This is a genomic window from Endozoicomonas sp. ALB115 (assembly GCF_049310245.1).
In the GTDB taxonomy this organism is placed as follows: domain Bacteria; phylum Pseudomonadota; class Gammaproteobacteria; order Pseudomonadales; family Endozoicomonadaceae; genus Endozoicomonas.
Map to the genome: position 1 here is coordinate 1 of NZ_JBLYZG010000037.1, position 23719 is coordinate 23719.

The following is a 23719-nucleotide window of genomic DNA, read 5'->3' on the forward strand; positions in this document are numbered from 1 at the left end:
AATTAGCCTGGCGACCATAGAAGGTTAGAACCACCTGATCCCATCCCGAACTCAGCAGTGAAATGACCGATCGCCGATGGTAGTGTGGGGTCTCCCCATGTGAGAGTAGGTCATCGCCAGGCACCATTTTTACCTTGAGTTCGCTCAAGGTTGCAAACCCCGATAGAGCAATCTGTCGGGGTTTTTGCATTGTAGCGAAAAAATATAAAGTGGATTAATTGCCCAACGGAGGCCACTGAAAAAGCCAGCTGTATTACCATTTGCCCAGCATTGGATTCCAGTTTGGCAGGCTGGTATGTCGTCCTGGCACATCATACTTGGCATGGAATATAGCTGAGTGATGTCCATATCGGAATAACCCGGGATGAAAAATGTTGCCATGGTATTGTCCCTGCATAGCAATAAAGCCTTTGATTTAAATTCCTCCTCCTAACCACTTCCCGGAACAGAAACTCTCAGCGGTCATTCAATTATCACGTCATAGCTGGCACTGCCACTGGCACCGGGTGCTAACTTCTCGCTGAATGACCAGATAATATCGCCACGATATCCTTGATAAGTTTCCTTACCATCGATGGTTCTGACTTTACATGTTTCGCGTAACGCTTCAGGGCACTGAACTTCACTGGCCAGCGATGTGAAGGGCGGCGTGCTGTCCCGAAGTGACAGCGATTGAATGGGCCCAGCCCCCGGATTACTGAAAAACAGGGTGTATCTCAGCATGTCACCGGGGCTGGCTTGATTGGCAGTGGATGGGCCTGTGCTTTCGCTCATATTTTGCACTTGTTTATTCAGTACCAGTCGTCCACTGCTGCCGGTGGTGACAGTAATGGTGTCGCGTATCCTTCGGGTAATTTTCTCTTCCTGGCCATGCTCTGCCATTATCCCGGCAGGCGCTTTGGTGAACTGTGCCGTGATCTCCAGCGTTGCCCTGAAACCGGACGGCGTTTCTGCAGGAACAAAAACCGAAGCATCAAAACAGATATTCTGACCGGCCTCCAGTCTAATGGGCTGAGATAGTTGGATATTGTCTTTTACTGCCTGATCACAGTCGGCTTCAAACAGCTGTACTGACCAGTTCAATGTCAGCGGCCGACCACTGCTATCGAGCCACTGGTAACTGAGCCTGGCATTACCCACCATAGAGCTGAAAAATGTATGGGTGAACCGGGTCGCCAGACCAGGTGCCACCGCCCGTTGATAATCCGGCGTCAGCGTCAACTCCGGAGTGCCCAGTACATAACCAAACATCGCTGGTGATTTCTGACTGGCTGCAACGGTCAGTTCAACAGGGTTGCCCTTCGCTCCGGGTTGCCAGTCTTTCAGCCCGGGCTGGTCTGGTAAAACTTCAACCTGGTAATTTCCCGGAAGAACATCAGCAAAGGTTAACAGTCTATTTGCGTCTGTTTTATCCTCTCGTTGCAACACAGGCATGCCAGACACTTTATCCAATTTAGTTAACCTGACATGAATACCTTGAAAGCCGGTTTCATTGGCCTGTCTCTCGCCATCGCGGTTCTGGTCTTGCCATATATCGGTTTTGATAGAGCCCGGAACAGAGCCTGTAGTGCCCACACTGAACTCCGAGGTATTGCCATGATCATCAATAACAATAGCCGCTAATGATCCGGTGAGCGGCATATTGGGAATTGTGAATTGGAACTGTTCCTGGGTGATCAGCTTGCTGCCCTGAACCGGGTCTATATAAGTGGCTCTGCCGTTATCCTTATCGTCGTTGGTACCTTCGATCCTCTCAAACAAATAGCGATACTCGCCGTTTATGACGCTGTAAAACTCGAGTTTGACCTTCGGCATGGCAAACCCCTCCACAATCAAAACACCGTTTTCCTGTCGTACATGGTTGATATAGGGAGCATCAATGCCACGATAAAAAGCCTTGGGTGAAGGGGCACCAACCGGGTTTTTGCCAATCACGGTATTAACCACACTGCACCCTTCATTACAGGCACTGGATGCGATAATGCCGTTCATATTGCCGGTGTTGCCGGAACCATTGGTCAAGGCGATGTGCTGCACCTTCTGACCACTTCCCTGCAATTGCAAGATGGCTTCCTGCGATACTTTGGTTTCCAGGTGTAAATCCGGGGCTTGCCAAAATGGTAATGACTTCTGTTCGGCTCCTGCTTTAAGCCCATCCTTGATTTTCTGAGGATCGGGATTAACTCGCTCTTCCGGGTTTGTCAGGCTGAACGCTCTGCCATTAATAATAAGTTGGCTTCGCTTAATCGCAGGCAATGACGTCTGAAGATCAGTTTTCCAGGTTGTACCATTGTTCGGATGCACTGTCGGCACAAATAGCATCTCTCCCGTACCGACACCGGCATTGGCATTGGCAATAAATTGACGCAAACTACCCTGCCCGGTATCCCCTGGCTGGGTAACAACATCAAAGCTGAAACCAAAATTCAGACGGTTATAGTCGTGTAATCCAGCGGGTACTTCAATCAGGTGTTCTGCACTTTCAGGTGTATTCTGATTCTTGAGTTCGTCACTAAGACCACCGGTTTTCCCACCATAGCAATAACCGGCAGTTGTTAACGTCACATCGCTGTAGTTTTTGCCAATACACCGGCCACCACGACTGCTCCAGGTTTGTTCAGGATAATAAACATTAACATCGTGAGCAGCTTTCAGGGTGGCAGCATCAACGGCTATCTGGTAACGGCCCTGGTCTTTAACGATAAACCGGTACTCTCCCCTCGGCCCGGTTTTTGTTTCCATCTTATTCTTATGGGCATCAAACAAAACCACGCGGGCATTGCTAAAATAGTCAAACGCCTTTTCATCACCTTCGGCCAAACGGTCTTCATTAACACTGCCAAGCCGGTGATGAAATAGACGACCGCTAAACAATCGCTCGCTTTTAAATTGGCCGATAAAAACGCTGGAGTCATATACCCCGATCCCCCTCTCACCGAGGGCTATTTTAACCTGGTACCACTCACCTGGTATTACCGGAATTGAACGGTTAATTACTTTGGTAACCCCCCTCATAGCAACGTGCTTACCTCGATGATCCCCGTTATCGATGTAGTATTCGGAGTTTTTGTCTTGATTCACGTATTTTGTGGAGACGGGGTCACCATTATCCAGAGTAGCTAAATTCACTGCCCGGTTTGCAAAGCCACCCTGAATATCCGGCCCACTGATAAAAAAACCGTAAGCATCAATATTTCCCAAGTTTTCGAGCCAGCCCCCATATTCATCAGAGCCGAAAACAAAATCGATTGAAATATTGTTTGACTTTGGCTTGATTTCAAATGTGATGATGACAGGATCGTGCTGCCAAACTTCTCCATCGAAGAGCTTGGCCAAGTCTGGATCGCGACCAAATTTTATGAATGCTGTACCAAGTTTATCCTTATTATAATAGCCAAGTGTACCCGCCTTTCCTGTGGAAATTACCAGTCCTTTAGAAATACCAATATTGGGGGTGTAATTTTCAGTGCCATTGCTGAAAGTACCAACCTGGGAATAGCTGTCATCATCGTCATAAGCAGCCTTAACAATTTTGATGTTACTGATCTCAACACCGGGACCCTGCAGGTTAGCTTTAACAGCATTTATAATTGCCAACCAGCTATTATGGCTTTCTATCTGGATCCTGGCTTGAAGGCTACAGGAAAAAAAACACATCAAAACAACAAAAAAACACCAGGCCAACGTCTTAAATAAACGGCTATTAACTTTTAAATAGCAGCATGAAAAACCACTCATTGAATCTGAATCCCAAACTTCAGGCATACCGACTGCCCTGGCATTAGCCCCTGGCTCCAGGTAGCGTTGATCGTTTGACCGGACACGCCATGCTCTCCTCCGTCACTCATTTCAGGAAGACCATGCAGATTATGCAGCTGGGTAAAATCCGTTGCCTTGTCATAAATCACCACATTATGAACCGGCTCACTGCCCTGGTTGGTAGCGGTCAGCTTATAAACGACACACTCACCCGGTTTGACCGGGAAAGTCTCGTTGGAAAAATGCGTTGGCAGCGAGCTGCTACAGTCCCATTCCGCCTGTATTTTGGTGATTACCACAATCGCATTGTTGGCCATTGATGAGTTTGTGACCGCCACAGACTGTTGCCCGCCAAACCGTGCGGTTAACGTGGTGATATTTTCACTACCCGGACTGGCACTGGCCGGGGCAAATACCTTGACGATCAGCTGGCGTGTTTCTTTGGCGGGCAGTGAGAATTCACCCTGAATCAACGGATCATCCCCATCTATCCGGCCATCGCTGTTTGTATCGTGGTAAACCAGTGACTGCCAACCCTCTCCACCCCGGGAATCTTCCAGATGCAGGGTAATCCCGGAGACCGTCTGGTTGCCGGGGTTACTTAACTGATGAATAAACGTGACAAAGCTGCCAGGGGATACCTGACTTCTGCCGTTATGTGTCAGGGTGATTTGCTGTTGCTCCTCAACGATCATGGCCAGGTGCAGCTGATCAGCAACACCCCGGTTAACCGGTGAAGCGGCCTTTACATAAAAGGACCAGGTGCCCGGTAGCAGATTATCGGGGAGTTCCACCAACAGGCTCAGCTTTTGCTGCTGACCGGCAACCAATACGCCGGTACCAGTGACCGTCTGATTAAACTCATTAACGAAGGACCAGCGAATACCATTCGGCAAAGTAACCCCTTCTTTGGGCAGCAGATCCAGCAAAGAACTGTCGGCCCGGTTGCCTGTATTGTTGACGACAATATGTTCAAACCGCAGAGTCTCACCCGCATTGCCGGTCAGCGTAACCACCGCACTGTCTTCCGGCCCCTGACCAGCGCCATTACCGTTCTGGCAATTTTCACAGGTCAGGTCCACCGAATAGTCAGCGGAGCCTTCAATCTGTAGCAATATATTCTCAGTGGTATCCTCCACCTTATAGCTGGCAAGGATATCAGTGGCTTTTAATTGCAGAGAGAAATCAGCCTGCTGACCAGGGCTGTTCTCTGGTAATTTCACCAGCAACCTGATCTCACGGTAACTGCCTGACTCAATGTCGTTTACCAGCAGCTCCGGCTGATCAATAAAAGGAGAGCATCCGCTATCCGCTGTCGTTAAACAATATTGAGCACCTTCAGGAAAGTTACTGCTTTCCAGGGTAACTTTGTACTGACTATTTGTTGTTCCACGGTTCCACAGGTAGTTGGTAAATTCCGCGATGCCTCCTGCAGTAGCGGATACCACTATTTGCGGTTCTCCGATGTATGGTTCAGAACTGTAGGGGCTGCCATTCAGGGCAACACCAAACCCCTTGATGGTCAGAGGGACAGAGTTGGTATTCTGTTTGACATTATCCGGGCAGGGCTTATCTCCACCCTTCTCACAGAAGGTATATTCAGCCACATTGTAAAGCGTTTGATTGGTGCCGCTTTTCACCCGGGTTTCAAATACCAGCTTCCCGTCATGGCGATGCACCGGAACACCAGCCTGATTAACAGACTGCTCAAGGCGAAAACGTAGACCTTCCGGAGTGCGAATACCCTCATCGGAAATGTGTACCTTTTCAGTCCCGTCATCGCTATACAGCCATGTGGAACCGCCTACGTAGTCCAGTTCAGCTGGCAGGCGATACAGCATTTCCACAACGCTGTTATCGCTATGACTATCCCGACGGGCAAATGACAACGTAGTGGTCACCGTGTCATTAATGGTGGCTTCCGCTTTGTCTGCCCTCTGAGTCACCTCATAAACAACCCCGAGACTGTGAGACATGGTGTCATAATTTACGGCCTGAAAACGACCCTGGCTCTCATGCTCATTGACCCCACTGCACTCGGGCTTAATAACCCGGGCAGAAAGAGTAATCGTTGTTTCAGCACTATCCGGCACCCAGGCCTTGACCAACAGGCCTTTGCTGTCACCGGGGGGCAGCAGGACCGGGCCTGTTACCCTGTCTTCCTCTGTCGTCTGACCGTCGTTGTTTTTATCAAAATAAAGCAGTGCATTGTGGGTAACCGTCAGCTGGTAGCTGGCGGTTATATTGCCACTATTGATTAGCCGATGGGGAAACACCAGCTCATCACCCGGTTTTCCCAAAAGACGCTGGCTATTTTCCAAACGGACGCCAGTGACTTCCCGAATCAGGGTGGTCACCTCATTGGAGTTGACCATATAACTTTGCTGATACTCATCAAGAAAATACGCCTGTGCCTGGCTGCGGATCAGGGTTCCCGGTGGGGTGGCAGCCAGAACAGGGCCAGCGATCAGCAGACTGAGCAGACACAGGGCAATACTCTGCCAGCAGAGCCGGGCGTAGAAACAAGGGGTTACTAAACGGCTCATGATCTAAACCAGTCAAAAAGCGATTCATCGAACTTGAACTGCAGGCTGAGATGCACTCCCTCAGCATTGTATTTTTCGCTGTCCAGATCGTCGTCCCGGAAACCTTCGATATTGTAATGAACGCCCACCCGCAGGTTACTGGCGACCAGATAATTCAGGCCGACACCAGCTGACCAGCGTACACTGTCGTCACCATTCACACTGAGCAGGCCGCTGCGCAGGTCCATATCCCAGCGCCGGTTCAAATCCCAGGTGAGGCGACCGTCGAACACCGTCGTCTGACTGTCAAAGGGGTCTCCGTCAAATTCATCGGTGACCCATTTGCTACCCAGGCGGCCGGAGAGGGTCAGGCCCGGGCGGATTTTACGGTTCTGATGGGTAGAGAGCAGATGCACCCGGCGATCTTCCTCCCGGTCATCATTTTCATCCCGTTCTTCTTTCCATTGATACAGATAGAGACCGTGCTGGACATTGTTCAGTTTTGGCCGACGGGCAAGTCCTAGCGTAAAAGCATGTTCCAGTCGCTGATCACCCTCGCCATCTTTCGGGTTTTCCAGCCGGAACTGTTCACGGATCAGGCCAGCCCAGTCACGATTTAACCGTCGCGCAATGGCACCATCCAGTCCGTAATAATCCTGCAGCTGTCCGTAGCGATACTCTATTCGCCCCGTAGCCCGCTGATTACCATGGCGCTTGTCGTCAATACCCACAGAGATGGCCAGGCCGTCATTGCTGCTGTCGCCACTGAGGGTGTTAATCCACTCGACACTGGGGGAGAGTGACAAGCCTTCGGTCACTTCCAACCGGGTATCCGCACCGTTGACCCACTCCAGCTGGTTACCATCGGTAGCCCCCTGCATACGGTATTCGGAATAGGTGTCGGTATTGGGCAACCAGTCACTTTTGACCCCGAAGGAGAACTCATTGCGATCGCTGTCACCAGACACCGGACCCAGGTGGTGATCCCGTTCAAACCGACCATACACGGAGACTTTTTCAGCAACCTGCCAGTCACTTTCCACCGCAGCCCGCCAACGACTGTCGGTAAATGCCTGTTCATATTCTGCAGAGAGGGAGGCGTCCTTATCCAGCAGGGTGAAACGTTTTTCAACACCCGCCTGAACGGTCAGGTATTCATTATGGTCCTCATCACTGCGCTGACGAATGTACCGGCTACCGGCGGTTAACTGCCAGCCGTTGCCTACTCGTTTATCCAGATAAACACCGGCGTTGTCGCCGGAACCGTTGCTATTGTCTTCCGAGCGGCTGACTTCCGCTTCGGCTCTCAGGTCGAGGCTGTCAGTCAGTGACTGTTTGTGCTTAACACTGCTCTCTTCCCGGCCGACAGATACTCCGCCGCTGCTGTTGGTAAAGTGTTGATCCGCTTTCGCCCAGGTGATCTCGGTTTCTCCTTTACCTGACCATTGTAGTTTAATCTTGATACGGGTGGCGTTGCCGGTCTGCTCATTAATCAGCGAGGGGTTGTTATCGTCCACCGTTTTACCGGTCATCCTGGCACTGGAAATGGCGACTGTGGTTTTCTCCGTTGGCTGGTATTCAACCCAGACACCGGCAATCTCACTGCCTTCGGTACTGTGCTGATCCAGGGTGTAACTGATGCCTGCGGTGACCTGATCCCCCAGTTTCTGCTGCACACGACCACCGGCCACGGTATAGGCTTCGCCATCGTCCTCCACCTCGTAGCTCACCCGGATTTTCTGTGGGTTGCCCTCGTCATCCCGACGGTTGACCGGAGCAGTGAATTTCAGATAGCCACTGAATTCATCCAGGGTGTAGTCGCTGCCCCGGCCCAGGGTGGTGGAGCTGAGCATCAGGCCCGGATTATCCCTGCTCCACACTTCCAGAGTGATGGTTTCGCTGTGGCGGACAATGGGTGCACCTGCCAGCCGGTAGTTCATCGCTGTACCATTGGGTTCGATGATCTCGCTGCGCAAGCTGTTTTCCGGCCGGGCGGCAAAGGTCTGAATACGGGTGCTGCCATTGTCATAGATGGCGTTGATGCCAGTGAGATTGCGCTGGGTTTTGGCCAGATCGTATTCCGCACTTTGGCTGTTGGTCTGGTAATCCCCCCACATAATGCTATTCAGGCCGCGCTCAATTTTTGCATAGAGTTTGCTGCGGCTCTGGGCTTCGTATCCTTTCTCGCTGGCATCGCCGGTGATGGGGTAGTAATCATCCGGATCCACATCACGGAACAGTTCGGCATCGTCGTTTTTATCACTGTCGTAGGAGAGGGTCAGTTGGGTGTCTTTGGCGATATCCCCTTTGACAAACATCGCTGCACGGGTGCGGGTCACCTTTTCATCTTCCGTGGCCGAGAGCAGGTCAGGCATGGTGCCGCTGTTGATATCTACCAGGCCCACCGCCATTAACGGCCGGGAAGGGGCTACCTGGGTGATGGTCGCCTCACCGGACAGCTGCCCTGTGGTTGCCCTGAGGGTAACCGGGCCAGTCTCGTTTCCGGAGCGCAGGTTTACCGTGGCTGCACCGTGATCAATACGAATCTGATGCCCGGGTTCCTGATCCTGAATATCGGTTTCATGCCAGCGACCAGCGGTGCTTTCCAGGGTGATAAAGTAGATACCCCGGGCAGGCAGGCCGTGGTTATCCAGCAATTTGACCGTTACTGGCAGCAGGGTTTGACCATCGTCCGCTGGCAATACATTGGCAGAAGGCACCAGTTGTATAGAAGCAGCCGAACCGGCGTAGCTAAAGGTGTTACCCGCCAACAGTCGTTCATTGCCGAACATATCGGTGGCTTTTATCTCCACCCGGTTCTCACCTTCTTGCAGGGAGACACCGTACCAGGCCAGCAGCTGGGCCTGCTCACGGTTATTGAGCAGCTGCTCACCCAGGCGGTCATTCGCTACGGCTGCACCGTTGATATACAACGTTGGTTGTACTCCGGCACGCACTACCGCCATAAAGCGACCATCGGCCGTTTGTTGCAGCGGCCAGAGGAAGGTACCTTTTTCGGCCTGCTGGCGGGTGACGGTTTTTATGGCTTCTTTGGGTAGAGGAATTTTTGCGCTTGCTGTTTCCTTTTTTTTGCTGTCCGCAGGCAGTGCTTCGGTTGTCTGCTTTTGTTCAGCCTGCTGGTTGGCTTCGGGGGCGCGAATCACACCATTGGACAGGTCGCCACTGGCGTCGGCGGTTTCTGACGGTTTGCTGCGGTTATATTTTGCCGCATCGTCCAGCAGCCAGTCGCCGCTGATGCTTTCGTTGCGGGCTTTGATCTGTTCAACAATTGCGTCGGTGGCAGGGCATTGTGCGGCAAAGTCAGCCCGGTGCATTTCGCCGGGTGTCAGATCGACAAAACGACTGTTGCCGTCGGTACCGTGGCGGTTATCCAGCGGTTTCAGGGTCAGCCCGTCAGGCAGGGTGACCGGGTCTACCTTAAGTACATGGTTGCCGGGCTTCAGGCCCATCAGGCTGTACTGGCCGTATTCATCGGTAATGACCCAGGTGCCGTCTTCCATATAAAGGCGTACACCACCCACAGGCCAATCGTTACTGTCTTGCACCCCGTAGCCGGATTCTCCTGCACACTGGCTATCAAGAAACACTTTACCGAACAGAATGGCTTTATCGGAGAGCACGCCGGTCATGCGAACCGTCACCTCCGCTTTCCCTTCGTTGGAACTGATCCGCTGTCCGGTCACACCCTTGCTGGCGGTGGCCGTGGCACGGTTGATGCCATCGCTGTCGATGGCCCCGGCACCGGCCTGGAGAATATAGGTAATAAGCAGTTCATCATCGCTGGCGAGTGCCGCCTGAGGGCTAAAGCGCAATTGAGGCCCTGGTGCTCCCACCGGGTCTGATGCCGTAATACCATCGATCTTTGTGGTGCCAGCCACGTACTTAAAACCGTGGGGAAGGGTATCCACAACTGACAGGTTAAACAGATCATTGTTACCGGGGTTGTGCAACTTCAGCTCATAGCGGATCCGCTCTCCGGGGGCGATCTCATCCCGATCGGCATTTTTTTGCAGGGTCAGACTGCCGCCCGGGGCGACCATGGCATCCACGGGTACATCAAATACCTCAACACCGGCACTGCTCACCTCAAAAGTGCCCTGTGTATTGATGCCCCCCCGTGCTAAAGCAAAAGGCTGTGGTGCATTATCATCCTCAGGTATGCCACTGCGCCCATAAGAGGCATCATGAATCTTTTTCCCGGGCATCATGGCGGGTGCCATTTTCGACGGAAAAGCATAATTAACCGGAGGAGTGACCTGAATAAAGTAGCGCCCCTCGGGTAACCGGGGATAGATAAAATGACCATTGGCATCCGATACCCCGGTATTTGACTGTGTGCGAGTATTTTCATCCAGTGCCGGATTACCGGAAACATTAAAAAACTCAACACGCGAACCCGCCACCGGTGCCAGGTTATCGGAACTGAACACCGTACCCGCCGGGCTGACTGTTGCCCTGGCTGTGTAGTTTTGCTGAGTCACCGGGTCTTGTACCGAAGCCACCAGCTGGTCATTGATCTGCGAGGCCAGATAACAGTTGCTGCCCGGCTGGCTGTAATCCGGTTGGGCCGCCAGGGCGATTTTGCTATTGGCTTTGGCAGAAAGGCACAGTCCATTATTGCCCTGCTGGTCGGTGGCTAACCGCAGTGGTGATACACTGCGAAACACACCGCTGTCGATGGCCGTTTCCTGCAGCTTTACCCGAACCGAATCGCCACGGTCGGAGCGAACTGTGACCGACTCGATGGTATCTATGGATTCTCTGGATTGGGCAAAATTTCCCCCTTCCAGCTCCAGATAAACGTCACCGTTTGTCGCAGGGCTGTCGATGTTCAGGTAGTAAACAGAAGAGGGAGTAAATTCACCATAAAAGTCCGGAGCGCTGTTGGCACCGGAAGGCTCAATAAAACGGAGGATGGGTTCCGGGTTAATGGTGTCTTCGGCCTCTGTAACCAGGGTGTACGCCGGGTTACTGACAACCAGTGCCTTACGAGCCTCAACAGTTTCGTAATCCAGTTTGTTGTATAGGCGTGCCCGGTTTTCAATCAGCGTACCGCTGCTGACATTCGGGTTGATGCGTAGTGCAAAACTTAACCGCCCCGTCTGGCCGGGCTGCAGCTGGGCAGCGGGCACCATAAGGCCAATACGGGTGGGTTTCAGTCGGCGATTCCAGTTTTCGAATCTCTGCCAGTTGCCGTCTTCCAACCGCAGCACCACCATGGCCTGGTAGGGAGCAAATTCCGGTATGGTGTAATCCAGGGTGGTTTGTGGCGGCAGAATATCTTCCAGCAGTATACCGTGGAACGGTTTGCCATCGATGGTGGTGGTGCCGTGGGGCAATGGTTTATTGCCCAGAATCTGGTACCGGATCTCATAGTACAGAGTATCTTCCGCTTTCGCCTTGTCTTTGCTAACGGTTTTATTCAGCCGAACCGCCACATCACTGATGGTTACCTGATCCGTGGCTTGTTGCTTGACTGTGTTGTCCTGCTCTGAGCTGACTTCCAGAATGATGGAATGGCTTTCCTCGTTGGCAGCACCAGCTGGAATGGTAGCCAGGATGATCAGCTGCATGTTCTCTCCGGGTTGCAGGGTACGGGTCTGCGTCAGTGAAGGCGTGCCCGGTGCCGGTAAGGCACCCCGATATTCAAATACCTGCAGATTGGTCAGGCCGCTCGCCCTGGCTGAAATAAACGACAACTGATAACGGTCGGCGGTATTACCCAGATTGGTTAGCCTGTGCACAAAATAGACTTGCTGCCCGGCAATACCAGACAGGTTCTGGTCGTGTTTCAGTTCAAAGGCATGCACTGCCCCGACCATGACCCAGGACTGATTGGAAATAGCGATGGCCGGTGTGCCGTGCTGGGTATCAAAATAGCTGGCATTGGCCTGGGTAAGAATCATAGTGTCCGCCGGGGTAATCGCCCACGCCCCAAAGCCTGCCAGCAGGCAGAGCAGGGTGAGCAGGGCGATGGTCAGAAGGCGCTTCAACATGAATAACTGCGTAATATCCGGGTTGTTGTTTTTCTTTGGCTTTCGCTGGGCTCTGTTGGCAAAGCGCAGGGAGAGCCCTTCTGCGTGGGGAGCGCAGAAGAGAGTTAGAGCGGTTATGGATTTGATTGATCCAGAGTCACTTCAAAGGTCATGGTAACGTGTTGACCAGGACTCAGAGTACCGCCGGAAGTCGCTGTTGCTCCTTTACCCACGTAGAAGGTGATGCTGTTGTTTTCGTTAACAACTGCAACCCCTTCGCCCTCAGTAATTGTTGGGTTACCTGCTTTAGCTGATTTGCTGGTAGCTGAAGTCAGTTGGGTAAATGGAGGGGCAGCATCAGTGATCACCACATTGTGAGCATCTGCAGAACCTTGGACGACAGCGTTTACTTGCCAGATAACGGTTTCGCCAGGTTTAACATCTTTCAGTTGGGTCTGAAAGTCTGAGGAACCCTTTTTGGCTACCTTTTTGGTCAGTACAACCTGGCCCTTGATAACGGTGGTGGAGTTGGTCAGGAATACCTTTTCCATAACAGTTTCCCCTGATTTGCCCTCAGCACCCAAGGTCAGGTTGAAGACATAACCAGCCGGGGCGTTGGCAGGAGCAAACACTTTTACGGCAATGTTTTTTGTTTCACCAGGTGTCAATGTCATGGGTCCTGACACAGGTGCAGCGCTGAGTTCGTTGGTAGCATCCCGCGTGTAGATCAGGTAGATCCAGCCAGAGGGTGGAGTGACAGCAGGGAATCTGACCTCCAGATTGGTGTTACTCAGGTTTTTCAGCACATGGTCATAGAACGTAATACCGCCCGCTTCGACCTGATTGGCACCGCCAGGGCCGAATTCCAGCAACAGATCTTTTTTGATGGTGATCTTGTTGGTGGTGCTGTTGCTCAGACTGTGAATGTTGGAGTTTATGGTGAAAGTGATGTTGTAATCACCTGCTTTCGCGTTACTCACATCCGCCGGAATCTCAACCTGGGCAATGACCTTCATGAATGAATTGCCGGGCAGGCTGGGTGTTGAGGTGATTGGCCGATCAGTGGCGCGAATCAGTTCCTTGCCATCATCGGTGTTATTGTTCTCAAAAATACCTTTATGGATATAGGTCACTTTCCAGCCAGGATTCTTGTCAATCTCTGAGGAGAGACTGAAGCTGCTGGCCGTTGCCGACTCATTGGCAATATAGAGACCAAATTTGGCGACTTTGCCTGGCTTCAGGGAGATTGTGGATATAGCACCAGCAGTCGTAGGGTGTGCGTCGTCTATACCAAATAGTTTCTCAATCGTAATTTCAGATCCAGCAGGGAAATTAATCTCTACATCGCTCCCGTCCTGTTCGACTTTATAGTTAGCCAGATCGATCCTTTCTTTTGTGATTTTTTCCAGCGTATTGATCACAGAGTCAGAAAAAGTAGCATCACCGGCAGAGGTCACAGTGAGTGTGACAGTTGATGGTGTGTCTTTGCCACCCACAGGCAGCTGGGCCTTGACCATAATCGTGATTTTGCCGTCCTTACCCAGTGTGCCCGTATCTACAGTGCCATCACCATTGGTGTCGTTCAGAGGGGTTTTACCGGTTGAGTCCCAGAGGCTGAGTACTGTGCCCTCTGGGAACGAGTGGTTACTGAAAGTCAGGTTGAATGTATCTGCACCATTACCCAGGTTTACGATAGTGTTGGTAAACTCGGCAATGCCACCGGCCGGTTCTTCAGGCAAAGTCTTATTTTCACCAGCCTCGACGCCGTAGAACTGGGGCAGTGTTGTGGAGACAAGATTGGTTTCTGACACTTTGTCACCGAAAGTGACAAACGCTTTGTTCTGCAGTAAAGCGTTGGCATAAAACGTTAAGCTATTACCGTCTACATCCTTGTCTGGGTAAGTAGCAGTAAACTCAAAGGCAACTGTAGCCCCGGTATCCAGGTTTTTCAGATCCATGTATAAGGCTTTTGCATGGTGAGGAAAATAGGGAATTTCAATGTTGGCAGGCTTGTCTATGTTTGTGACAAAACCACTCAGACGCGCATCCTGGCCCTCTGGGTTTTCAATACTGCTCAAATCAAGCAGGTGGGGCAGGAAGTCATAAATGCCACCTTCATCCAACAGAGAACCATTATTGGTAATCTTAATGCGGTAGGTGACAGAACCTGTATTTGCTTTTGGGTTTCCGTCCGAGCCAAACTCAGCAGGAATATGTTTAACCACCTGCTTGCTTGCAACAATTACCGGGCCTGTGGTTACGGTGATGGTATTAGTGTTTGTTGCCTGATTTGCACCACCAAAAGAAGAGTTGTTTGGTGCTGCAACGTTCATAAGCAATGTATATTTATCATTGGTCTGAGCAGTGCCAGGCACCCGAGCAGACACCACCAGATTGGCTGTGGTACCAGCAGCGACTTTAAGATATTCATCCAGTTTGATCTCGGGTTCATTGTCATCGGGCTGACCGTTGCCGTTGGTATCCAGATAGACTTTTACTTCACTTAGGTCATGGCTGTTTGTTGCCTCCAGCTGGAAACGGTCTTGAGTATTACCATCGTTGATCAGCTGGTGCGGGAAGTAAACGATTTGCCCGGGAGCACCATCTTTAGTTTGCCCGTCTTTTTCCAGCCTGGCTGAAAAAACTTCCGCCACGGTAACAGAAGATTCGTTGGATTGCGCCGTATAACTGTTACCCAGACTATCTTGATAGGTCACCGTCGCCAGGTTCTTAATCACCGTCCCTGCCGGAGTAAAAGCATAAGCCGATGCCCCCCAAAGCATCGAAATGGCTAACAGGGCAAGGGTCCAGAACGCCATAATGGGCTGTCGATTACTGCTGTACATTGTCTTTATTTTGACCCCTCGACCAAGCATTGCTCTGTGCATCATTGTTGAATTGAAATTATTTTTGCTTTACCACTCTCTGTACGTTTGTTGATGACTTGCCTTTTTCTGTGGACAAAGCCGTCATCTCCCGGCACCAGGCCAAGGTGTCAAACAAGCGTTTCAAGAATTCCCCGGTGGGTGCACCCCGTGGAGAGGCTGCGCTGTTCTTCTTCTGATGGCAGTGGGCTGGTTGCGTAGAATCAGATCACTTGAATCCGATATGTAAACTGCTGAACCTCGCCCCCTTTCAATGGACGCTGAACCAGCCAGCGCAGGTTGGTGTATTCCGTGGCCGGAATCACCACCTCTTTCAGCTGGCCATTATTATCTTTACGCAGTCGTTTAACCGGTTCACCTTCCCAGGTTTTTCCGCCATCAATGCTTACTTCAAAGCGGCTGGGCACTACGGTAATGGCGGTTTTGTCCAGATAACGGGTGTTGGCCGGTACCGGCACCGCCACATTCAGGCCCGACATGGCCTCGGCTGAGGTGTTGGTATAGGCCAGCTGATACTCCAGTACGTTGCCCGGCTCGGCAGTGGCGGCTTTCTTCAGGGTCTCTTTACCATTCTCACTGGTGACCACATAGGCCAGCATCTGGGAGCGGACTTTTTCTGCAGCCTGTGCAGTAGACATCATAAACGAGGCCGCAAGCACAACGGCCATGAATACACTTATCATTCGGTTCACAAAAAATACCCTCACGGTATTCATTGATACTGCTTTAAACCGCTTAACTGTCGTTATGGGCAGCGGGCTCAAAACGTCTCAAGTTAAAGAAATTTTTCAAAAAAGAGCCGCAAGATATTAGTTGATGCAACAAGGTGCTTGTGGAATTCACTCTTGTTGAGGCTTTGCACTGCTTGTTTGAAGTGTAAATGCTCGGTATGCCGATGGCGGCTTGCGTAAAATACATACAGAGTCACATGTGTGGTAATTGACTTATATCAATGAAGTAACCTCTTTTCTTATTGTGTTTTTGAATCACATTTTGACACAGTTCTGAAATCAACGAATTTCATGAATTGGTCCATGTATATCTTTCCGGGCAATAGCAGACACCTGAAAAGTGATGTTAATGGATAAGGTGACATGAGAGTTTAATGGCGGTGTTGAATTTGCGGAGAGGTTTGGTATGTATTCCTACAGGGAAGAAGTTGTCGTAAAAGACAGATCAAAAAGCGTTTTCAGGAACCGCAAAGAGCACTAAGCCTATATAAATATACTTGGTGGTCTTTGTGGTTTCAGTGCTTGTGCAACTTTCGTGACAGCCCCGGAACACCGGGAACGACTCCGAAAGAGTATCACTCGGCATTAATTGCCCGAAGAAGGTGACCAAAGTAGCCGCCGGTATCACCGCCTGCCCAGCATTCAGTGTTCTCATCTTGGCAGGAGGGTATGTACTCCTGGCATATAGTGCTGGGTGTTGTATATACAGGGCTGATATCCATATCTAAATACCCTTCGGGATGAAAAATGCGTCCTTTGTACTGCCCCCCTTCCATAGAGACAAAGCCTTTTACGTAAATGTCTTCTTCTACGGGGTAAGATGGCATTTCCATGTCATGTGAATAACAGGCAATAAAGCCATTGATGTCTCCTTCTTCTGCCTGGATTACTGGTATTAGCAAGCCATACAACTTTATGTTCCCCGTTTTCCATGGTTGAGCAGGTTCCGCAAAGCTGAAAAAGCTAATACAGAGCAGTGTTGCAAAGAATATGCTTAAGTGTGTTTTTCCTGTCATGGGTATGATCCTCAATAGTTTGTTCAAAGAATTTGATAGGAAGATCGTACCTTTAGTTCCCTGCAAAGGTGATAACAGGCCGGTCAGTGGTGCTGACACAATCATGTCGGTTTGCAGTGATTTCCATGGTTATTTCAAATATGCTGCATTCACATAATTTTGTGATGGACAGGCAGTACATTGATGATAAGAACCGCCAAACCAGATGATTGTGCCCAGATAGCGGATATCTACAACACCTATGTTTTGCACAGTACGGTTACTTTTGAAGTTAATCCTGTGACCCCTGAAGAGATCGGGAAAAGGCTGGAGAAAGCACACTGTTTTCTGGTCTATGAACAAGAGGGTGAGGTGCTCGGCTATGCCTATGCTGCCCATTATCATGCTCGGGCCGCCTATCGGTATACGGCGGAAGGTTCCATATATTTGCGCGATGGTGCTGGTGGACGTGGCATCGGTACCTTGTTGTATCAGGCGTTATTCAGTGCGGCAAAAGCGTTGGGGATTCGGGAAATGATTGGTGTGATTGCCCTGCCCAATCAGCGCAGCGAGGCATTGCATCAGAAACTGGGGTATAGAAAGGTGGGAGTGATGGAGCGCTGTGGTGTTAAGTTTGATCAGGTTATTGATACATCCATCTGGCAGCGTTCATTAATAGAAGAGCATGGATAGGTGGTTGTGCAGCAGATAAATACCTGTTGCACCGTGTTATGCTCAGGCTGCTTCAATCCGTGGAAATGGTCAAGTGTGACAGAGAATTATCGTCCCCTCCCTGATGACCATGCATCTTTATGAGCAGGCGCATGTTATTGGAGGAGTCAGCATGCTGGATAGCTTGCTGGGCGGTGATTTTTCCAGCCTCAAACAGCTTGAAAATGGATTGGTCAATGGTTTGCATACCCGAGTCTTTGGAGCGCTCCATCAGGTCATGGATTTCATCCACTTTGCCTTTTTTGATGAGATCGGCCAGCGCCGGTGTATTTAACAGGATTTCATGGGAAGGATAGGCGGCCGTACCATCTTCAGAGCTGAGCAGCTGTTGCCCGAGGATTCCCTGCAAGCTCAGTGATAAATCCAGAAGAACCTCTTCATGTTGCTCCCGGGGGAAGAAGTGAATGATGCGTTCCAGCGCCTGATAGGCCGTGTTGGCATGCAGGGTTGCAATACAGAGGTGACCCGTTTGCACAAACTCAATGGTATGCCTCATCACCTCGGGGGTGCGGATCTCACCAATAACCACCAGGTCGGGTGCCTGACGCAGGGCGTTCGACAGACCTTCTTCATAAGATTGGGTGTCCAGTCCAACTTCTCGCTGGGTGACGATGCATTGCCTATGGCTGTGGATAAATTCAACAGGGTCTTCAATGGTGATGATATGCCCTTTACCCGTAGTGTTGCGATGGTTCACCAGGGATGCCATCGCGGTTGTTTTACCGGCACCTGCTGGCCCGGTAATCAGGATCAAACCTCTTTCCTGAAGAATCAGGTCGCAGAAAATCTCCGGCAGGTCAAGCTCCCGGGGGGACGGAATATGGTGGTGAATGCGCCGGATCACCATTCCGGGTTCCCCTCTTTGGAAGAACGCACTGATACGAAAACGACCGGACTCCGGGTTCTGTATCGCGTAATTGCTTTCACGGGTCTCACAGAATTCTTTAAAGCGCTCTTCGCCCATCATGTTGGCAAAAATATGGTGGGCCTGCTCGCTGGTCAGCGAGGTGTTGGCTATTGGTACCAATTGGTCATTGATTTTCAAACAGGGGGGGTAGCCGACCGTCAGAAACAGTTCTGAACCGTTGCGATCAGCCAGCAGGGAGAGTGCTTTGTTAATATCCACGGTATAAGAGTGTCAGGTTGTTGAGACTCTTAGTTTGTCGGCTCGCTCAGCTCTCTCTTAATGCTTTGCAGATGTCTTCTTCGATATCTTCCGGCTTGGTGGTGGGGGCATAGCGGTCAATGATCTCGCCCTTACGACCGACCAGGAACTTGGTAAAGTTCCATTTTATCTTCTGAGTACCCAGCAGTCCGGGCGCTTCGGATTTTAAATCTTTATAGAGTGGCGCGGCATGATCACCATTCACCTCAATTTTCTCAAACATCGGGAAGGTAACCCCGTAGTTCTTCTGACAGAAAGCACCAATCTCTTCACTGCCCCCGGGTTCCTGACGACCAAATTGATTACAGGGGAAGCCCAGGATGACCAGCCCCTGGTCCTTGTATTTGTTGTATAGCTCTTCAAGGGTTTGGTACTGGGGAGTGAAGCCACATTTACTGGCAGTATTGACGATTAAAATGACCTTGTTCTCATAGTCAGCGAGTTCTTTCATTTCCCCGCCAAGCAAGGGCATTTTGTACTTCTGTAGTTCCATCGGTAGCGGCTCTTTTTCTGATTAGACCAATGCAGCAGGGTTACCATCCGAAAGGTGCTTGATAGCCAATATCTTGCTGCACACGTAACATGCAATTTTTCAGCTTATCAATAATGGACAGGATCGGATCAGGAAACAACAAAAAAAAGGCCTGAAATTCAGGCCCTAAAGATGAGGATTTGCGAATCACTGGCATTTGCCAGTTAGTCAGGTCTGAAATTTCGTTCGATGGCAGTCCCTCCATAAGTCAACAGGTTAAGTGCTTGGGTGGCTCAACAAAGGCTTGGGGAGAGTCAGGTTGAGCCTGATATGAAACATCTTTAATCTTAATGATAACGATTCTCATTATAATGTTGGGTGTGTGGATAACGCAAGTTCTGGATGAAAAAAAATTTAATTATTTGTTCAAGCTTGTTATGGCCTCGGCGTGGGGGCAACGGATATCAGCTTTGTGAGTTGCAGAAGCAACCATGGTTTTGTATAGCAGCTCTGGGAGGTATGTTTGCTTTGTGTCCGCAATGGGCTTCTTGTCGATATAGACTGTACTAATGCAGAAGACAGGTTTCGGGGAAGCTGGCATTGAACAGACGACTGGGTATTTTATTGTGCGATGAACATCATCCAGACTCTATTAAGCGTTTTGGCACCTTTGATAATGATTACAAAATGATGGTTGACCGGGTGATGCCAGGTCAGTGGCAGTATTCTGTCTGGCGCTGTTATCAAGGCCGCTTTCCATCCTCCGTTGACCAATGTGACGCTTGGATTATCAGTGGCAGCAAGTCTTCTGCTTATGATTCAGAGCCGTGGATCCTGAAACTCAGGCTGTTGATTATCGACCTTGTCAGGTGTGATGCATTGCTGGTGGGCATCTGTTTTGGTCATCAGATTATTCATCAGTCCCTGGGAGGCAGTGTTCGTAAGTTTCCCGGAGGATGGGGGTTAGGTGCTTATCCGGTGAAAGCGCTGTGTGATTTCGGGTGTTTTAAGTCCGGTAGCATGATTCGCGTTCTGGCGGTACATCAGGATCAGGTGGATCAAGTGGCTCCGGGCTTTGCCGTGCTGGCAACCTCGGATTTCTGCGAGAACGCCATTACTCGACGGGGGTCTTCCATCCTGACCTGGCAGGCGCATCCTGAATTTGTCGACGGATTTTTTATGGATGTGTGCGATAGGCTGCGCACCATGGTGGGTGATCGATTAATTGATAAGGCGTTGGGAGCGGTTGGATTGCCTGATGACCGGGCTCAAGCAGGCGAGGCTATCGTTCATTTTCTTGCGGGAAATGGGCTTAACAATTCAAGCAGAGTCAGTTTACCGTAAGGGTCTTGGTAAAGTTCCGCTTGCCACTGTGTACCACTGCTCATTTGAAAAGCAAGCAGATAACAGGTGCCAAGGATATTCTGGCGTTTTGCTTCTGTTACTTTCAGTACCGAGTCGTTTTGTAAGTCCCTGGCCGCAAATTTTGCCATGTTCAGCATCTCAGGGTTTGGTGGTATTTCCAGCCAGCCGCTGACGCTCTTTTTGTCAGCATATTTATTGCCATGTACCGGACTTTCTGTGATGCAGGCAGATAATAAGGTAACCAATAACAGAGTAATAACGGGGAGCTTGCACATCGCTATTCAAACCGTGCAGTGCTGTTTACCTGACAAAATTTTAGTTTATCTTTATTGCCTCAGCTGGAACTTTTTATTTTTTTCCCGGCTCTCTGGCAGAGCGTATCCAGCAATAATCCACAGTTGCCTTCTGTAACCTGATCCCGGGGGATCATCTCCAGCCAGCCGCTTTTTCCTGCGATGACAATAATATTGTCTTCTACCGTGATCATCTTTACCTGCTTGTAGGGTCGAAAAGCCGGTTTCAGTAATGATGAATGGATGCTGATGCCATGTTCCTCAAGGCACAGAGTGCGGGTTTCCAGGTCAAGGTCCGGCTGGTAATGAAGACCAAAGCGTTTATGCACGGCATACCTGAGGCCAAGGTTCAGTATCAGGAAAGTAATTAAGGCAGAGCCAAAGAGTCCGGAAAGCAGAATGTTGCTCAGGCTGTTCCGAAAGACCAGCATCGGCATCAGTAAACAGGCCAGTGAGGCAACCCAGATGACCAGCGTATGCTTCGGACTGTATTTAATCATCAACGGATTGATGCGGTTCTGGGTTTGCCCGGTTATGTGATAAGTGACGTGCATCAGAGCGCTTCGGCCTTGCGGTATTTGCCATCGTAGTCGAACAGCTTATCAATGATTTTCCAGTAATGCTTTTCCTTCTGCGCTATCACAAAGTCAGGTTTGCGAAATTTCTTGCGGCTGTGGATAACATTATCCACCGTTGACGCCCGGAATGGCTCAGCACGATTAATCAGGGCATGCTTGCCAAAATGATGATAGAACGCACCTTGCTGTGAAGGGGTATCCAGCCTGAAGAACTCATTGACTTCGGCACCGTCTTCATCGTGGTAGGTGATCCGGATGCGCTGTTTGCCCTGAGTGTCTTTATCCGCATTCATTTCCATGCCAGAGCAGCGGATCACCAGGCAGTTTTTCAGGTTGAGAGCCTCTCGAAGTTTTTTATCCGGGTCAACCAGTCCGTGCTGGCAACTGTGACACTTTCTGGCGGCTATATCGTTTTCAGCACCGCACTGGTCACATTCCTTAAAGCGGTAGCGGAACTCACATTGTTCTTTCACTTCGCTGCCGTTGTCCGCCAAAAACGTTGCAAAGCCCTGACAGCGTCGACCGTAGTGTTCCACCAGATCGCCATCGCCATCGACCACTCCCCAGAAATGGTTCTCATGGCCACAGGCAGGACAGGGCACCGTGACGGGCACCGCTTTGGAATCCGGTTTGGGTTCGCCCACTTCCGGACTGTATAAATTGAAGCGGTTGCCCGCGTAATCAATAATCAGGCACTCTTTTTTGTCCGGTGCCAGGCGCAGCCCCCGGCCAGCGATCTGCTGATAAAGGCTGACGGACTCTGTTGGCCGCAGTATGGCGATCAGGTCTACATGGGGGGCATCAAAACCGGTGGTGAGCACTGACACATTCACCAGGAATTTAAGCTGCTGCTGTTTGAACGCGGCAATCAGACGGTCCCGCTCTTTTGCGGGCGTATCGCCAATAATCAGGGCGCTCTCATCGTCTGGCAGGTAACCCATAATCTCACGGGCATGGTCTACTGTTGAGGCAAACACCATGACACCTTTACGGGTAGCGGCTTCTTTTTTCACCTGATTGATGATTTCCCGGGTGGCCCGGGTTTTCCCTTTCAATAGCTGATTCAGTTCCTGCTCGCCATAACGTCCAAAGCTATCCCGGGATAGTTGGCTGAAGTCGTAGAACACAATGGGGGCATCAACCACCTCGGGTGTCGTGAGATAACCATTATCAACCATGTAAGACAGTGGCAGCTCAAACAGGCACTCTTGGAAAAAGCGAGGCTCTTCAGTTCTGACCGTCCCCTTATTTTCAGCGCTTTGATAATACTGGTACAGCCAGCCCATCCCCAGGCGATAGGGGGTTGCTGTCAGACCGAGAACCTTAAGGTTTGGATTCAGGCGTTTAAAGTGGTCAATGGCCTTGTGGTAACTGGAGGTTTTCTCCATGGATACCCGGTGACACTCATCAATAACCAGCAGGGTAAATGCTTTCTGGTCCGGTGCGTTCTGGAACTGTTCAAGATTTCTGATAACACTTTGCACACTGCCAAATATCACCTGTTCAGAGGCTTCTTTCTGCCCAAGTCCGGCACTGAAGATGGAGGCTTGCAATCCATAGCTTTGGTATTTGCCGTGGTTCTGTTCCACCAATTCTTTCACATGGGCCAGAACCAGAACGCGGCCACGGGCAATGCGGGCCAGCTCGGAGATAACCAGACTCTTGCCAGCACCTGTGGGCAGCACCAGCAGGGCCGGGTCATTGGATTTGCGGAAATGCCGTATCACACTGTGAACGGCATCTTTTTGATAGGGGCGGAGCTGGTAGACCATTTCGGGATTAGCCAAAGCTCTTTTGCAGATATTGGATAATATCGCCGGACTCATACATCCAGATATCGTCTTTGCCCGTTTCCTGAATACGTAAGCAAGGCACCTGAACCTTGCCGCCCATCTGTTGCAGCGCATTACGGGCCTGAGTATCGTTCATGGCATCCAGGGTCTGGATATTCAGGCCCAGTATGTGAATGGCCCTGCGGGTTTTGATACAGAAAGGGCAGGCCGTGAACTGGTAGAGCGTCATATCGGCTGTTTGTGCATCCACCCGGGCCTGCTGCTCCGGTGAACGTGCCATCGCTTTCGGGCGGGTCAGCTTATCCGCTGCCGCAATACCGTAGCCTAATACATTACGAATAATTTTTAATAACATAGGTTTGAGTACCAGTGAAAAGTCCCATTGTATCAGTTAAGCCAAAGCCTTTGACTGATGGCCATGGATTTATAC

Annotated in this window: 13 protein-coding genes and 1 rRNA gene; 3 read left to right on the top strand and 11 right to left on the bottom strand. The window is 50.6% G+C overall.

Annotated features, from left to right (window positions below; translation table 11 throughout):
- The first annotated feature begins 6 nt into the window (after positions 1-6).
- A 5S ribosomal RNA gene (gene rrf / locus ACO6VE_RS15890) occupies positions 7-122 on the top strand.
- 340 nt (positions 123-462) lie between these two features.
- Here the strand turns inward: rrf and ACO6VE_RS15895 are convergent.
- From ACO6VE_RS15895 to ACO6VE_RS15920, 6 genes are all read right to left on the bottom strand, one after another.
- Positions 463-3597, bottom strand: a complete 3135-nt coding sequence (locus ACO6VE_RS15895; RefSeq protein WP_422462259.1) for a choice-of-anchor L domain-containing protein — start codon at positions 3595-3597, stop codon at positions 463-465.
- Between the two features lie 137 nt (positions 3598-3734).
- The gene (locus ACO6VE_RS15900) at positions 3735-6305 is read right to left on the bottom strand and encodes a hypothetical protein (protein ID WP_422462261.1); all 2571 of its coding nucleotides are present in this window, start codon (positions 6303-6305) and stop codon (positions 3735-3737) included.
- Positions 6302-12301, bottom strand: a complete 6000-nt coding sequence (locus ACO6VE_RS15905; RefSeq protein WP_422462263.1) for a hypothetical protein — start codon at positions 12299-12301, stop codon at positions 6302-6304. The genes ACO6VE_RS15900 and ACO6VE_RS15905 overlap by 4 nt, the downstream gene beginning before the upstream one ends.
- Before the next feature lie 113 nt (positions 12302-12414).
- Positions 12415-15126: a hypothetical protein gene (locus ACO6VE_RS15910; protein WP_422462265.1), complete on the bottom strand. Its 2712-nt coding sequence runs from the start codon at positions 15124-15126 to the stop codon at positions 12415-12417.
- A gap of 242 nt (positions 15127-15368) precedes the next feature.
- Complete coding sequence (locus tag ACO6VE_RS15915) at positions 15369-15857, bottom strand: hypothetical protein (protein ID WP_422447751.1); 489 nt, start codon at positions 15855-15857, stop codon at positions 15369-15371.
- A gap of 614 nt (positions 15858-16471) precedes the next feature.
- Positions 16472-16912: a hypothetical protein gene (locus ACO6VE_RS15920; RefSeq protein WP_422447749.1), complete on the bottom strand. Its 441-nt coding sequence runs from the start codon at positions 16910-16912 to the stop codon at positions 16472-16474.
- 183 nt (positions 16913-17095) lie between these two features.
- On the opposite strand from ACO6VE_RS15920, the gene ACO6VE_RS15925 reads away from it, so the two are divergent.
- Positions 17096-17584: a GNAT family N-acetyltransferase gene (locus tag ACO6VE_RS15925; protein WP_422447747.1), complete on the top strand. Its 489-nt coding sequence runs from the start codon at positions 17096-17098 to the stop codon at positions 17582-17584.
- Between the two features lie 52 nt (positions 17585-17636).
- Here the strand turns inward: ACO6VE_RS15925 and ACO6VE_RS15930 are convergent, their stop codons facing one another.
- Together ACO6VE_RS15930 and ACO6VE_RS15935 are read right to left on the bottom strand one after the other, a co-directional pair.
- Entirely contained in the window at positions 17637-18749 is a 1113-nt protein-coding gene (locus ACO6VE_RS15930; protein ID WP_422447745.1) for a PilT/PilU family type 4a pilus ATPase, read from the bottom strand.
- A 46-nt stretch (positions 18750-18795) separates the two neighbouring features.
- Entirely contained in the window at positions 18796-19281 is a 486-nt protein-coding gene (locus ACO6VE_RS15935; protein ID WP_101747585.1) for a glutathione peroxidase, read from the bottom strand.
- A gap of 579 nt (positions 19282-19860) precedes the next feature.
- Between ACO6VE_RS15935 and ACO6VE_RS15940 the strand changes: the two genes are divergently transcribed.
- A complete protein-coding gene (locus ACO6VE_RS15940; RefSeq protein ID WP_422447743.1) occupies positions 19861-20604 on the top strand; it encodes a glutamine amidotransferase-related protein in 744 nt (247 codons plus the stop codon).
- 355 nt (positions 20605-20959) lie between these two features.
- On the opposite strand, the gene ACO6VE_RS15945 is transcribed toward ACO6VE_RS15940, so the two are convergent.
- The 3 genes from ACO6VE_RS15945 to ACO6VE_RS15955 are packed head-to-tail and all read right to left on the bottom strand — an operon-like array spanning position 20960 to position 23644.
- On the bottom strand, positions 20960-21472 hold the full coding sequence (locus ACO6VE_RS15945; protein ID WP_422447741.1) for a hypothetical protein: 513 nt from the start codon (positions 21470-21472) through the stop codon (positions 20960-20962).
- Positions 21472-23268 (bottom strand): DEAD/DEAH box helicase family protein, encoded by a 1797-nt coding sequence (locus tag ACO6VE_RS15950; protein ID WP_422447950.1) that lies wholly within the window; start codon positions 23266-23268, stop codon positions 21472-21474. The genes ACO6VE_RS15945 and ACO6VE_RS15950 overlap by 1 nt, the downstream gene beginning before the upstream one ends.
- Before the next feature lie 7 nt (positions 23269-23275).
- Positions 23276-23644: a glutaredoxin family protein gene (locus ACO6VE_RS15955; protein ID WP_422447739.1), complete on the bottom strand. Its 369-nt coding sequence runs from the start codon at positions 23642-23644 to the stop codon at positions 23276-23278.
- Positions 23645-23719: the final 75 nt, after the last annotated feature.